This is a genomic window from Rhodoferax sp. LS1P39, assembly GCF_056521425.1.
On record NZ_JBWMAV010000005.1, the window covers coordinates 26,052 to 40,622 of the forward strand.

The 14,571-nt window shown below is 62.7% G+C and carries 11 protein-coding genes; 6 read left to right on the forward strand and 5 right to left on the reverse strand.

Features of this window, described 5'->3' with window-relative positions:
- Nucleotides 1-89: 89 nt before the first annotated feature.
- Nucleotides 90-860: a TetR/AcrR family transcriptional regulator gene (locus tag AC097O_RS10215; RefSeq protein ID WP_479592673.1), complete on the reverse strand. Its 771-nt coding sequence runs from the start codon at nt 858-860 to the stop codon at nt 90-92.
- A gap of 147 nt (nt 861-1,007) precedes the next feature.
- On the opposite strand from AC097O_RS10215, the gene AC097O_RS10220 reads away from it, so the two are divergent.
- On the forward strand, nt 1,008-2,630 hold the full coding sequence (locus AC097O_RS10220) for an ATP-dependent acyl-CoA ligase (protein WP_479592674.1): 1,623 nt from the start codon (nt 1,008-1,010) through the stop codon (nt 2,628-2,630).
- A gap of 56 nt (nt 2,631-2,686) precedes the next feature.
- Here the strand turns inward: AC097O_RS10220 and AC097O_RS10225 are convergent, their stop codons facing one another.
- Complete coding sequence (locus AC097O_RS10225) at nt 2,687-3,487, reverse strand: SDR family NAD(P)-dependent oxidoreductase (protein ID WP_479592675.1); 801 nt, start codon at nt 3,485-3,487, stop codon at nt 2,687-2,689.
- Between the two features lie 110 nt (nt 3,488-3,597).
- Between AC097O_RS10225 and AC097O_RS10230 the strand changes: the two genes are divergently transcribed.
- Nucleotides 3,598-4,329 (forward strand): DUF2889 domain-containing protein, encoded by a 732-nt coding sequence (locus AC097O_RS10230; RefSeq protein WP_479592676.1) that lies wholly within the window; start codon nt 3,598-3,600, stop codon nt 4,327-4,329.
- Here the strand turns inward: AC097O_RS10230 and AC097O_RS10235 are convergent.
- Both AC097O_RS10235 and AC097O_RS10240 read right to left on the reverse strand, forming a co-directional pair.
- Nucleotides 4,305-5,225: a LysR substrate-binding domain-containing protein gene (locus AC097O_RS10235; RefSeq protein ID WP_479592677.1), complete on the reverse strand. Its 921-nt coding sequence runs from the start codon at nt 5,223-5,225 to the stop codon at nt 4,305-4,307. The genes AC097O_RS10230 and AC097O_RS10235 overlap by 25 nt on opposite strands.
- Before the next feature lie 22 nt (nt 5,226-5,247).
- Complete coding sequence (locus AC097O_RS10240) at nt 5,248-6,042, reverse strand: crotonase/enoyl-CoA hydratase family protein (RefSeq protein ID WP_315189753.1); 795 nt, start codon at nt 6,040-6,042, stop codon at nt 5,248-5,250.
- A 232-nt stretch (nt 6,043-6,274) separates the two neighbouring features.
- Here AC097O_RS10240 and AC097O_RS10245 point away from each other — a divergent pair, with 232 nt between their 5' ends.
- Nucleotides 6,275-7,441: an acyl-CoA dehydrogenase family protein gene (locus tag AC097O_RS10245; protein WP_479592678.1), complete on the forward strand. Its 1,167-nt coding sequence runs from the start codon at nt 6,275-6,277 to the stop codon at nt 7,439-7,441.
- A gap of 17 nt (nt 7,442-7,458) precedes the next feature.
- The gene (locus tag AC097O_RS10250) at nt 7,459-8,433 is read left to right on the forward strand and encodes an acyl-CoA dehydrogenase family protein (RefSeq protein ID WP_479592679.1); all 975 of its coding nucleotides are present in this window, start codon (nt 7,459-7,461) and stop codon (nt 8,431-8,433) included.
- Nucleotides 8,434-8,528: 95 nt separating this feature from the next.
- Here the strand turns inward: AC097O_RS10250 and dnaE are convergent, their stop codons facing one another.
- Nucleotides 8,529-12,059: a DNA polymerase III subunit alpha gene (dnaE, locus tag AC097O_RS10255; protein ID WP_479592680.1), complete on the reverse strand. Its 3,531-nt coding sequence runs from the start codon at nt 12,057-12,059 to the stop codon at nt 8,529-8,531.
- Nucleotides 12,060-12,236: 177 nt separating this feature from the next.
- Between dnaE and AC097O_RS10260 the strand changes: the two genes are divergently transcribed.
- Both AC097O_RS10260 and AC097O_RS10265 read left to right on the forward strand, forming a co-directional pair.
- Nucleotides 12,237-13,787 (forward strand): methyl-accepting chemotaxis protein, encoded by a 1,551-nt coding sequence (locus AC097O_RS10260; RefSeq protein WP_479592681.1) that lies wholly within the window; start codon nt 12,237-12,239, stop codon nt 13,785-13,787.
- A gap of 9 nt (nt 13,788-13,796) precedes the next feature.
- Nucleotides 13,797-14,549: a sulfurtransferase gene (locus tag AC097O_RS10265; RefSeq protein WP_479592682.1), complete on the forward strand. Its 753-nt coding sequence runs from the start codon at nt 13,797-13,799 to the stop codon at nt 14,547-14,549.
- The last annotated feature ends 22 nt before the right edge of the window (nt 14,550-14,571 follow it).

The following is a 14,571-nucleotide window of genomic DNA, read 5'->3' on the forward strand; positions in this document are numbered from 1 at the left end:
CCAAACACCTGCATCATGCCAATATTAAACAAATATTGCAAATGTGTCTAATTTTTAAAACCACCTACTCCCACCCAGTTGCCTCCACCTCAGCGTCGAGCCAATCCTCCACCACCCCGGCGCAGGGATTCCACCAGCCGCGCGATCCTGCGGGGCATCGCCAAGCGGTCGGATCCGTCGGCCACCAGATGGTCGCTCAAGACCAGGCGCACCATCAGCTCGCAGACCAGTTCCCGGTCCAGCTTGGCATCCAGGCTGTCGTCCCAGGCATCAAATACCGGGGCCAGCAGATCCTGGAAACGCACCACGGCATCGTGAAAAATACGCTTGAAAAAGTTCAGCGCAAATTCGGGTGCCACCAGCAGCAAACGGCGCGAGCTGCCAATGTCCAGGTAGTTGTTCAGGTAGGTCAGCATGGTGGCAAAGCGCTGGTCCGGGTCGGTGCACGGGGCCAGGGCTTCGGCCAGGGATTTGTGGAACCGCTCCCGCTTGTGCTTGGAAAACGCACTCAGCAGTTCCTCTTGCGAGGCGAAGTAGCGGTAGAAGGTGCCCCGCGAAATACTGGCAGCGTTGCACACTTCCAGGATCGATATGCGGTCGGCACCCGACTTCAAAATCACCTGCTCGGTGGCCTCGAAGATGTTGTCCACGGTTTGCTCCGAGCGTCGGTTACCCCGCCGACGGACAGGCTTAGCAGACGGCGCGGACACGGCCAGCACCGACCCGGACTCAGCCATGCTGGTGGACTTGGCTTTCGCTTTGGTTTTGGGTTTTGTCGGCGCTGGAGCTACAGGCTCGGCATCGGCCACCATACGGGGCTGCGCCAGTTCGGCAACGGCCATAGTTTTCGGGCTCTTCATCTGACTCCTTGTAAAAAAACACTTTAAAAAACAACGTCCGGGTTTTCCCGCATGACGCTTTGATCATCCAACCAATAGAATTAAATTCTGTTATTAGAATTTAAAGCATAGCGGTGAAGCCATTCAAAAGAGGACGATATTGTGAGCATGGACAGATCTGAAACCTGGTCGCTTGGCCAACAAGACACCGCAATAGCGGCACTCGAGCGCGCTGTCGCGGCACATCCAGACCGAGTTTTACTCGATTTCTCGGGAGAACTGTACACATATCGTCAAGTCGATCAACTTTCGACCTGTTTGGCTAATTCTTTGGCCGTTTTGGGCGTAAAAAAAGGCCAAACCGTCGTCACGATGTTCGACAACAACATCGATGCCGTCGTCAGCTGGCTGGCTATCAATAAACTGTGCGCCGTCAGCGTACCAGTGAATACGGGCCTGCGCGGGGATTTTTTGCGCCACCAGATCGCCGATGCGGGTGCCGCACTGGTGCTGTGCGAAGCCGACTATGTCGAGCGGATTTCTGCAGTTGCACACCAGTTGTCCGAAGTGAAGCTGGTATTGCACCGCGGTAGCACCAGCGCCACCACCTGCGGCAACCTGTTGCTGGACGCGCTGGACAGCCACCGAGGCAGCAATCTCACGCCACTGGCAGATAAACCCAACCCCTCGGACCTGGCCTGCCTGATCTACACATCGGGCACCACCGGGCCGTCCAAGGGCTGCATGATCAGCTACAACTTCATGTGCAACCTGGCGCGGCTGCAACTGCGTGCGGGCCCGGCAACGGCCGACGATGTAACCATCACCCCCCTGCCCTTGTTCCACATGAACGCGCTGGCGGTGGGCATTTTGTCGAATATTCTGGTGGGTGCGCGGGTCGCCATCATTCCGCGTTTCTCGGTGTCCAACTTCTGGCCCGAAGTCGAGCGCAGCGGTGCCACCATCGCGTCTATTCTGGGCGGCATGGGAGGCCTGCTGGCCAATGCGGCTGACAACGATGCGGCCAAGCGCTGCGTAGGCCAAATCCATACCGTGCGCGGCAACCCGTTTACCGAAGAAACCAAAGCCATCTGGCGCGAGCGCTTTGGTGCCAAGCAGGTCGGTGGCAATGGCTACGGCCTGACCGAAGCCTGCGTGATCACCTCGCTGGCGGCGGGTGAATACGCCGCCCCAGGCTCCTCGGGCAAGCTGGTGCCCGACTTTGACGTGCGCATCGTGGACGATCTGGACCGGGAAATGCCCGTCAACACCCCCGGCGAAATCATCTGCCGCCCGCTGCGCCCGGACATCATGTTCATGGGCTACTGGCGCAGGCCTGAAGATACGTTGAAGCTGATGCGCAACATGTGGTTTCATACGGGCGATATTGGCAAGTTTGACGAAAACGGCTTCTTCTACTTTGTGGACCGCAAAAAAGACTACCTGCGCCGCCGCGGTGAAAACATCTCCAGCTTCGAAATGGAATCGGCCTTTGCCAACCACCCGGACATTGCCGAAGTGGCGGTGCACGCCGTGCCATCCGACAAGGGCGAAGACGATGTCAAAGTAACGGCCATCCTCAATGAAGGCTCCACCCTGACGGCAGAGGCATTGTTCCAATGGTCTACCTCGGCGGTTCCTTACTACGCACTACCGCGCTACATCGAATTCCGCACCAGCTTGCCCAAAAACCCGCAAGGCCGCATCTTGAAATACCAGCTGCGCGACGAAGGCAAGACGGCAACGACCTGGGATCTGGAAGCCACCGACATCAAGGTCGCGAAGCGCTAAACCTGAGTCAAACCCTCACAAACGGGGCCTTCGGGCCCCGTTTGCATTCAGATATTTCAGTATTCGCGCACCGGCACATTTGGTGGCCGGGAGTTGTAGCCAGGCAAGTGCAGGCCGCCGTCCACGTGCAGGGTTTCGCCCGTCACATAGCGCGACATCTCGCACGACAGGAACACCACCGCCGGGCCAATGTCGGCCTCGGGGTCGCCGGAGCGGCCCAATGGGCGGGCAGCGGCAGAGCGCTCGGCAAAGCCGGGGTTCTCGGCAGCCAGCTTGTGGAAGGTGGCGCCCATGGCGGTGGGGGCGATCGCATTCACGGTGATGTTGAAGCGACCCCATTCTGAAGCCGCGCTGCGCGTCAACCCCACGATGCCGGCCTTGGCAGTGTTGTAGTCGGCGTGCAGCCAGGCACCGGTTTCGGTGTCGATGGAGTAGAAGTTCACGATGCGCCCCCAGCCGCGCGCCTTCATATGCGGCATGGCTGCACGCATGGACCACCAGGTTGCCCACAGGGCCGAGGTCAGCGTTTGCTCCAGCATGGCATCGGTCTTGTCTTCCAGCAGCACATTGGGCGTGGGAATAAAGGCGTTGTTGACCAGAATGTCCAGCGCCCCAAAGTGCGCGACGGTGCCCGCCACCACGGCTTCGATCGATGCCTTGCTGGTGACATCGGTCTTGATGAACAGCGCGCGGCCACCGAGTTCTTTCAGCTCCTGCTCAACCTGCAGGCCGCTGGCCTCATCGATCTCGGCAATCACCACCGCCGCCCCCTCGCGTGCAAAGGCGCGGGCCACACCGCGGCCAATGCCACCGCCTGCGCCGGTAATGATTGCAATCCTGTCTTGGAGTAGTCCCATGCGAAGCCTTATTTGTTGAACATATATTCATATATTGTACAATTTATAGGTAAAAAAACCAGAAATTTGGCCTCCGCAGTTACCCTGTCAGGCTTGTAGAAAGACAGCCCATGTTCAGACGCCGCATCATCCTCCACAGTGAAACCAAAGGGGTGGAATGCCATGTGCGGGCTGCGCTGGAAGACGACTTCCACCATTTCCGCGTCGAGGTGGTGGCCGTGGATGGGCATGTCACCCAAATTCTGGCCGAGGCCCCCCGCCGCCCCTACTCCCTGTGCAGCCACGCCATCGCCGAGCTCGACGTGCTGCTGGGCATGGAGTTGTCGCCCGTAGCCCACGCCGTGACGCGCCTGACCGACCCCACCCAGCAGTGCACCCATCTTTTCGAGCTGGCCGGGCTGGCGATTGCGGCGGCGGCGCGGGGCATCACACGCCGCCAGTACGACGTGGAGGTGCCCACCCGCATAGAAGGGCGTGCGCTGCCTACCCTGGCGCGGGACGGCGTGCCGATGCTGTCGTGGGAGGTGCAGGGCACGGTGATTGAATCGCCTGCAGCCTACGCAGGAATCGACCTGTACCACGGCATGGCGCGCTGGGCGCTCAACACCTTGTCGCAGGACGAGGCCGAAGCCGCCCTGGTGCTACGGCGCTGTACGGGTATCTCCAAGGGCAGAGGCATGAACCTGGACCACCAGGCCCACGCGCAACCGAATGGGCATTGCTTCTCGCAGCAGCCCCAGCGGGCCAGCCAGGCCATCCGCATGGTGGGCTCCACGTGGGACTTTTCCCAGACGGCCGAGCGCCTGTGCGCCGACGATCAAACCTGGTTGGAATTCAAATAAGTCTGTACAGCCAGCATGCGGAACCGGCTGGCCGATGCACTTTCAGACTCGGCCATGTAGGCCAGCGACAGACCAATCGCCGCCTCGGCCGGGAAGTCCACAAAAGGCCGGTAGACGATTTTGTCGCTCACAAAGCGCTGCATCACCGACGGCACCAGCGCCACGCCCAGCCCGCTTTCCACCAGCGCCAGCACGGTTTGCACCTGCACCGCCTGCTGGGTCACGCGGGGAATGAACCCGGCCTGCTGGCAGGCAAACATGGCCGTACTGTGCAAGCCTGCGGCGTGGGTGGGCGCGTACATGATGAAAGGCTCGCCCGCCATGTCGGCCAGCTTGAGCAGCCCCTTGTCGGCCAGCGGATTGCCACGCGGCAGGGCCGCAATGTAGTCCTCGCGCTGCAGCGGCACCAGGGTGGCCTTGCTGGGGTGCAGCAGGGGCACGCGCACCAGGCCGATATCCAGCGTGTTGTCTTCCAGCTGCTGCATGATGGCCAGCGAGGTGGCTTCGCGCAGCACCAGCTCCACGCCGGGGAACTGGGCGCGGTACAGCGGCAGCAGGGTTTGCAGCATGCCGTAGCTGGCCGAGCCGACAAAACCTATCTGCAGCGTGCCGCCCGTGCCGTCCAGCACGCTCTTGGCGGTTTCCCGCAGTTGCCCGCTGTGGAACAGCAGCTTTTTGGCCTCCATCAGCACCGCACGGCCACTGGGTGTGAGCGACACGCCGGTGGATTCGCGGTTGAACAGCTTGACCCCCAGGTCGGCTTCCAGCTTCTGGATGGACACCGACAGCGGCGGCTGCGCCATGTGCAGACGTTCGGCGGCACGCCGGAAGTTCAACGTCTCGGCAAGGGTGACAAAGTGGCGGATGCGGCGCAGGTCCATGGGAGGGGTGAGCATACCGGAGCCACCTGGCACGGCCTTAGCCCTTGAAAACCGGTGGCCGCTTGGCCAAAAAGGCGGCCACGGCTTCCTTGTGGTCGTCCGTCTGGTGCGACATGGCCTGGAACACGGCCGACATCTCCAGCAGCGTGTCCAGCCGGGTGTGCATGGCCTCGCGCAGCAGCCGCTTGGTCAGGCGCACGGCGTGGGGCGGGTTGGCTGCTATGCGCAGCGCCAGTTCATTGGCCGTGGCCAGCAGCTCATCGGCAGGCACCACGCGCGACACCAAGCCCCAGCTGGCCGCCACGTCCGGGCCGATCATTTCGCCGGTGAACGACATTTCCGAGGCGCGCGACAGCCCGATCAAACGCGGCAGCAACCAGGCCCCGCCGTCGCCCGGCACGATGCCCAGCTTCACAAAGCTCTCGGCAAACTTGGCATGGGTGGAGGCAATGCGGATGTCGCACATGCAGGCCAGGTCCAGCCCGGCACCGATGGCCGCACCATTGACGGCGGCAATGATGGGCACTTCCAGGTTGAACAGCGCCAGGGGCAGCTGCTGGATGCCAGTGCGGTATTCGTGGCGGATCTGCATGCCGCTGACCTCCCCCGAAGACTGCCGCTCCATGTCGCGGATGTCACCGCCCGACGAAAACGCCGTGCCTGCACCCGTGAGAATGACCGCCCGCACACTGCGGTCGTTGTGGATACGGTCGATGGCCGCCAAAAAATCGGGCACCGCCGTATTGCCCGTCAGCGGATTGCGCCGCTCGGGCTCGTTCATGGTCAAGGTAACTACATGGTCTTGCTGGGAATACAGAAGAAAGTTGGGCATGGCGGGAATCCTGTGCGATGTGGGTAGACCGGCCAGCGTAGGCCATCGCAGGTCTATTGTCCAATATCAATATAAAGCTAAGCAATATCCAAGTGGTATCAACGAACTACCGCAATTAGCTAGCCACTGATACCAAACCACTATCAACTATCCACCATTAAATATTGGACGGCACATTCACGGCTGCCTATGCTTCGCCCTTCATGCCAGCCCTGCACCGAAGGAGAATCCATTGAGCAACCTGTTGTCCGCCTTTCGGCTCGCGACACTCCCGCCCGCAACAAACGCGTTCCGGGCCGAAGTCAAAGCCTTTCTCCAGACCCATATGGATGCCACGCCGCCCGATATCCGGGCCCGCTCGTGGATGGGCTTCAGCGCCGCCTTCAGCCAAAAGCTGGCGGCCCGCGGCTGGGTGGGTGTCACCCTGCCCGCGCAATACGGCGGTGCCCAGTTGGATGCGTTTTCGCGCTTTGTGCTGGTGGAAGAGTTGCTGGCCATCGGCGCACCGGTGTCGGCGCACTGGATCGCCGACCGCCAAAGCGGCCCGCTGATCTACAAGTTCGGCACCGAAGCGCAGCGCCAGTTCTACCTGCCCAAAATCTGCGCCGGGCAGGCGTTTTTCTGCATCGGCATGAGCGAGCCCAACGCCGGGTCGGACCTGGCCAGCGTCGGCACCCGCGCCACCCGCGTTGATGGCGTTAACGGCGGCTGGCGGCTCAATGGCCGCAAAATCTGGACCACCAACGCCCACCACTGCCACTACATGATTGCCCTGGTGCGCTCCTCGGGCGAGCCGCAAGACCGGCAAAAAGGCCTGTCGCAGTTCATCATCGACCTAGCGCTGCCCGGCATCACCGTGCGGCCCATCCACGACCTGGCGGGCGACGCGCATTTTTCCGAAGTGTTTTTTGACGACGTGCTGCTGGCCGACGATGCCCTCATCGGCACCGAAGGCAGCGGCTGGGAGCAGGTCAACGCCGAGCTGGCTTTCGAGCGCAGCGGCCCCGAGCGCGTCTACTCCAGCATCGTGCTGTTGGAGCACTGGATCAGCTGCCTGCGCCGCAGCCCGGATGCCGCCCGCCATGCCGAGACGGTGGGCCGGTTGGCCACCCACCTGGCCACCTTGCGCAACATGTCCATCGCCGTGACCCACAAGCTGGTGCTGGGCGAAAGCCCCGTGGTCGAAGCCGCGCTGATCAAGGACATTGGCACCGAATTCGAGCAAAGCATTCCCGCCCTGATCGAAGCCGCCATCGCCTGCAACCCCGATGCCCCGGTCGACCCCGACCTGTACCGCACTCTGGCCTATGTCAGCCAGGTCGCGCCCACCTATTCGCTGCGCGGCGGCACCCGCGAAATCTTGCGCGGCATGATTGCCCGCGGCCTCGGCCTGCGCTGAAACGGAGAACCCACACCATGTTTGCAGAAGCCATTGAAGACATCCTGAAAGACCAATGCACCGCCACCACCGTGCGGGCGATTGAATCTGGCGGACCTTCCGCCCCACTGTGGCAGGCCATTGAAGAAGCGGGCTTTCTGGAGCTGCTGGCCGCCGAAGCCGACGGCGGCGCCGAGCTGGGCCTGCCCGATCTGTTCCCTATTTTCAGCAGCTTTGGCCGCTACGCCGTGCCGCTGCCGGTGGCCCAGAGCATCGTGGCCCGCAGCCTGCTCGCGCCCCATGCCGTGCCCGCAGGCCGCATCACCCTGGCCAATTCCCTGCGCCGCACAGCCGACGGCCAGACTATTTGCGCGTTGACCCCGTTGGGCCTGGTGGCCGACTACGTGCTGGCCCGCGACGGCGACGGCCTGCTGCTGCTGCCCGTGGCTACCGCGCAGTGCACCCCTACCGGCGTGCACCGCAGCCAGACAGCCACCCTGGTCTGGAACGATGTCGGCAACGCCACCCGCCTGCCCACGGGCGGTGCCGCGCTGACCGCCTGGGCGGCCGCCCTGCACGCCGCCCTGCTCAGCGGTGCCATGACGCGGGTGTTTGAAATGACGCTGCAGCACTGCAACGACCGCAGCCAGTTCGGCAAGTCGCTGGGCAAGTTCCAGGCGGTGCAGCACCAGCTGAGCGTGATGGCCGAGCACACCGCGGCTGCCTCCATCGCCGCCGAGGCGGCGTTTCATACCAGTGACGCAACCCCCACGCTGCTGGCCGCCGCCATGGCCAAGTCGCGCACCAGCGAAGCCGCCGGGTTGGTGGCGGCCATCGCCCATGCGCTGCACGGCGCGATCGGGGTCACCGAAGAATACGATTTGCAACTCCTGACCCGCCGCCTGCACGAGTGGCGCATGGCCCACGGCTCCGAGACGCATTGGAACCTGCTGATCGGTCAAAGCGTGCTGGCCAGCGAGCTGCCCTTGCTGGACTTTGTGCGTACGGTGTGAAAACAGGTTTACAAGCTTTTTAGGCCTCCAGCGCTTATTGCATAAGCACGGAAAGCTATTATTACCATAGCAAACCCAAAAATCCAGCCACAGGCTTATTCTTCGTAAGCCACCACCGCCTGGGCCGCTTGCGCCTGGCAGTAGGCCAAGGCCGCATCGGTCGGATAGAACCGGGCCTGCTCGCCCAGTTGCAGCACCGCCACCGCGCCACCCTGGGCGGTTTGGCGCTGTACCGACAGGCGCACCGGCAGGCCGTAGACCACATCGCCCTGCTCGGTGGTTTCGCGCTGGGGCGGGAAATCTTTCACCAGTTGGGCAATATCCAGCCCGGAGCCGGTGGCGTTGGGCGGGAGCTGCAGCCGCAAAAACTTGGCGTAGCGGCAGCGCGCGGTGGCCAGATCCCAGGCTTCGGTAATGCTCATCTGCAGGCCACCGCCGCCAAAGCGGTCGGTTTGCACCTTGCCCATGGCGATGATGAGTTCGTCGTCCTTGAACAGGTTTTTGTTCGCCTGCATCAGCGCATCGCTGACCCGCGCGTCCACCATGCCGGTGCCGTCGTCGAGCCTGAACAGGCCCAGCTTGCCGCGCTGGCCGTTGATGACGCGCAGGTCGCTGACGATGCCTGCAAACATCACGATGTCGCGGCCATCCACGGCCTGGGACAGATCGTGTTTGGCAAACCGGCGAACTTCCTTGCGCACCTCGTCGAACAAATGGCCGGACAAATAAAAGCCCACCGCGGTTTTCTCCAGCGTCAGCCGCTCCTTGATGCCCCACATGGGGGTTTCGACCAACTCGGGCTCTTGCGTGCTGGAGCCGTGGCTGTCGTCCATGTCGAACAGGCCGCCCTGGTTGGCGTTGGCCAGGGTGGCGGCGGCAAAGGCGAAAGCGCGGTCGACCGAAGCAATCAGTGCGGCGCGGTTGATCTCGATGGCATCAAACGCCCCGGCCTTGATCAGCGCCTCGACGGTGCGCTTGTTCAGTTTGGACTTGTCCACCCGCACGCAGAAGTCGAACAGGCTGGTAAACGGCCCACCGGCCTCGCGCGCCGCCACGATGGCCTCAATCGCCTGCTGGCCCGTGCCTTTGACGGCACCCAGGCCGTAGCGGATGATTTTGTCGGTGACCGGCTCGAAGCGGTGGCGGCCCAAGTTGACATTGGGCGGCTCGAAGCTCAGGCCCATCTTGCCGGCATCTTCAAACAGCAGTTTGAGCTTGTCGGTGTCGTCCATTTCCACCGTCAAATTGGCGCAGAAGAATTCGGCGCAGTAATGCACCTTGAGCCAGCCGGTGTGGTACGCCAGCAGCGAGTAGGCGGCAGCGTGCGACTTGTTGAAGCCGTAGCCCGCAAACTTCTCCATCAGGTCGAAGATTTCGTCGGCCTTGGCCTCGTTGATGTCGTTCTTGGCGGCACCGGCGCGGAAGATGGCGCGGTGTTCGGCCATTTCTTCCAGCTTCTTTTTACCCATGGCACGGCGCAGCATATCGGCACCGCCCAAGCTGTAGCCGCCCAGGATCTGCGCGGTCTGCATCACCTGCTCCTGGTAGACCATGATGCCGTAGGTCTCGCTCAGCATCTCGGCCACCAGCGGGTGCGGGTACTCCACCACTTCGCGGCCATGCTTGCGCGCCACAAAGCTGGGGATCAGGTCCATCGGGCCGGGGCGGTACAGCGCGTTCAGGGCGATCAGGTCTTCCAGGCGGGTGGGTTTGGCATCTTTCAGCATGCGCTGCATGCCGGTACTTTCAAACTGGAACACGGCCTCGGTCTTGCCCTCGGAGAACAGGCGGTAGGTCTTGGCATCGTCCAGCGCGATGTTTTCGAACGCAAAGTTCTCCTGCCCCTTGTGGCGGGCAACGATGAAGTCCTTGGCAATCTCCAGAATGGTCAGCGTGGCCAGGCCCAAGAAGTCGAACTTCACCAGGCCGATGGCCTCCACGTCGTCCTTGTCGAATTGGCTCACCGCCGATTCGCTGCCGGGCTGCTGGTACAGCGGGCAAAAGTCGGTCAGCTTGCCAGGCGCAATCAATACACCCCCGGCGTGCATGCCGACGTTGCGGGTCATGCCCTCCAGCTTTTGCGCCATCTCGATCAGGGTGCGCACATCTTCTTCGGCCTCGATGCGGGCGGCCAGCACCGGCTCCATTTCGATGGCGTAGTTGTTCTTGTCGCCCTCCTTCTTGGTGGCGGGCGGGTACTGCAGCGTGACCGACATGCCCGGCTTGTTGGGAATCAGCTTGCTGATGCCGTCGCAGAAGTTGTAGCTCAGGTCCAGCACCCGGCCCACGTCACGGATGGCCGCGCGGGCCGCCATGGTGCCGAAGGTGACGATCTGGCTCACGGCGTTTTTGCCGTACTTTTCCTTCACGTAGTCGATCACCCGGTCGCGGTTGCCTTGGCAAAAGTCGATGTCAAAGTCGGGCATAGACACGCGCTCGGGGTTCAAAAACCGCTCGAACAGCAGCTTGTACTGCAGTGGGTCCAGGTCAGTAATCTTCAGGGCGTAAGCCACCAGCGAGCCCGCACCAGACCCCCGGCCTGGCCCCACCGGACAGCCGTTCTTTTTAGCCCAGTTGATGAAGTCGCCCACGATCAAAAAGTAGCCGGGGAAACCCATCTTCAAAATGGTGGTGATCTCGAACTCCAGCCGCTCGATGTAGCCGGGGCGCACTTCTTCGCGCTTGGCTTCATTCGGGTACAGGTGCAGCAGGCGCTCTTTCAGGCCCTCGTGCGAGGCGTAGCGGAAGTAGTCCTCGGGGCTCATGCGCACGCCGTCGACCAGGGGTGTGGGAAAGTCGGGCAGCTGCGGCTTGCCCAGCACCAGGGTCAGGTTGCAGCGCTTGGCAATCTCCAGCGTGTTGGCAATGGCCGAAGGAATGTCGGCAAACAGCGCCAGCATCTGCGCGCTGGACTTGAAATACTGCTCGCGGGTGAAGCGGCGCACGCGGCGCTGGTTGCCCAGGATTTCGCCGTCCGAGATGCAGACGCGGGCCTCGTGCGCCTCGTAATCCGTTTCCTCGGTGAACTGCACCGGGTGCGTGGCCACCACCGGTAGCTGGAGCCGGGCGGCCAGTTGCACGGCGGCCACCACATGGGCCTCGTCGTCAGTGCGGCCTGCGCGCTGCAGCTCGATGTAGAGGCGCTGCGGGAACACGTCCGCCAATTGCTGCGCCATCGCATCGGCCCGCACGGTATCGCCCTGCACCAACGCCTGGCCCACCGGCCCAGCCTGGGCACCGGCCAGGCAGATCAGCCCGGCGTTCAGCTCGCGCAGCCAGGCAAATTTAATAACGGCCTGGTTTTTGACAATATTTTGGGTAAAGCCACGGGCCAGCAGCTCCGACAAATTGAGATAGCCCTGCTTGTTTTGCACCAGCACGATGACGCGCGACAGGGCGGTGGCATCCAGGCCCTGCCCTTCCAGGAAAATCTCGGCCCCGATGACGGGCTTGACACCCTTGCCACGGGCTTCCTTGTAAAACTTGAGCGCGCCAAACAGGTTGCTCAGGTCGGTGATGGCCAGCGCGGGCTGCTGGTCCTTGGCGGCCACCTTGACGGTGTCGTCGATGCGGTTGGTGCCGTCAACGACAGAAAATTCGGTATGGAGGCGGAGATGGACAAACATGGTGTCATTTTAAAGGGCGAGGTCATTGCGGCTGGCGGGCTTCCCGTCCAGGGTTTAAGTGTATTTTTCAAGAAATATTTGAAACAGTTTGTGTACAACTGATAGGATGATTACCAGGCCCACGCTGGGGCTGCACGCCAGCGCCACCCGCAGTTTTGAACCATTGAGAGGTACACCATGTTCCGATCTATCCGCAGTTCTACCCTGTTTCTGGCCGCCGTAGGCATCCTGGCCGCCCTGGTGATTGCCCTGCAGTCCTACGTGGGCTTCAACCGGCTCAACGCCATCGCCAACCAGACCTTTGTAGCCAAGGATGTGGTGGCCGACATCCTGCCGCCGCCCATGTACCTGATCGAGCTGCGGCTGGTGCTGTCGCAGGCGGTAGAGGGCACCATGCCCGTGGCCGAGGCGCAAAAGCAGGTGGCCCGCCTGGTGGGCGAGTACGAGGCCCGGGTTGCCCACTGGACGCAAAACCCACCCTATGGCCTGGAGAAGCAGCTGTTTGGCCGCCAGCATCTGGCGGCGCAAAAGTTCATTGCCGCGGCGCGCGACCAGGTCATGCCCGCCCTGGCCCAAAACGATGCGGCCGCTGCCAAAGCGCAACTGGTGCAAGCCCATGCGCTGTACCAGGAACACCGCGCCGGGGTGGACGAGACTGCATTGGTGGCGAGCAAACTGTCTGAAACCTCGATTGCAGACTTCACCGCCACGGGCAAAGATGTGTCACGCACCTCACTGATCGTGCTGGCTGTGGCGCTGGGGGTGTTGGTCTGGGTGTCGGGCCCGGTGCTGGCCAGCATCCGCAAACCCATTGCCCATTGCACCCGTATCGCCCAGGAGGTGGCGGCGGGCAATCTTTCTGCCGATATACAAACTACGCGCAAGGACGAAATAGGCGCGCTGCAGGATGCCCTCTCGTCCATGCAAACAGCGCTGCGCCGGATGGTGGGCGAGGTACGCACCTCATCGCAGGACATCAAACACTCCAGCAGCGAAATCGCCCACGGCGGCATGGACCTGAGCACCCGCACCGAAAGCACCGCCGCCAGCCTGGAAGAAGCCGCCGCCGCCATGGAGGAGCTCACCGCCACGGTGGCGCAAAACACCGAATCGGCTCGGCAGGCCAACCAGTTGGCTGCATCTGCCGCCACCGTAGCCGCACGCGGCGGCCACCTGGTGGGCCAGGTGGTGACCACCATGCAGGGCATTGACGACAGCTCGCGCAAGATCGTGGACATCATCGGTGTGATCAACAGCATCGCTTTCCAGACCAATATCCTGGCCCTGAATGCCGCGGTGGAAGCCGCCCGGGCCGGTGAGCAGGGACGCGGCTTTGCCGTGGTGGCCAGCGAGGTGCGGCTGCTGGCCCAGCGCAGCGCCGAGGCGGCCAAAGAAATCAAGGGCCTGATCGATGCCAGCGTGGGCCGGGTCGAATCCGGCAGCAAGCTGGTGCAGGAGGCCGGCACCACCATGACCGAAATCGTCAACCAGGTGCAGCGCGTGAGCGACATCATTGCCGAGATCACCGCTGCCGCGTCCGAGCAAGGCCAGGGCATAGGCCAGATCAACGAAGCCGTGGCCCGGCTGGACCAGATGACGCAGGAAAACTCGGCCCTGGTGGAGGAAAGCGCGGCCTCGGCCGAGAACCTGAAGCGCTCGGCCCTGGGGCTGACCAGCCTGGTCAGCGCCTTCCGGCTGGAGGCGGGTGGGGCCGTAGCGCTAACCTAAAATTGGCGGGTGAACTCCATCCTCAACATCTCCGCTTACAAATTCGTCTCCCTGCCCGATGCCCCGGCCCTGCGCGAGCTGCTGCACGGCTGGGCCACCGCACTAGAGCTCAAAGGCACCATCCTGCTGGCCGGTGAGGGCATCAACCTGTTTCTGGCCGCCCCTGAGGCCGCCGTGCGCGGCTTCATCGCCCGCCTGCACGCCGACCCGCGCTTTGCCGACATCGCCCCCAAAGAGAGCTGGTCGGCCACCCAGCCGTTCAAGAAGATGCTGGTCAAGGTGAAAAACGAAATCATCCGCATGGACCACCCGGCCATCCAGCCCAGCTCAGGCCGCGCGCCTGCAGTAGATGCCGCCACCGTCAAGCGCTGGCTGGACCAGGGCGTGGACGACCAGGGCCGCCCCGTGGTCACGCTGGACACGCGCAATGCCTTCGAGGTGGACCACGGTACCTTCAACGGTGCCATCGACTGGCGTATCGACAAATTCAGCCAGTTCCCCGCCGCGCTGCGCGCGCACAAGGCCGAGCTGCAGGGCAAAACCGTGGTCAGCTTCTGTACCGGTGGCATCCGCTGCGAAAAGGCCGCGATTCTGATGCGCGAGGAGGGGCTGGACCACGTCTACCAGCTGGAAGGCGGCATCCTGAAGTACTTCGAGGAAACCGACGGCACGCACTACCAGGGCAGTTGCTTCGTGTTCGACGAGCGCCGCACGCTGGAGGCCGACTTATCCGCCAGCGACCTGAGCGCTATCAATAAGTGAGCTTCTCGTGCTTACAGGATAA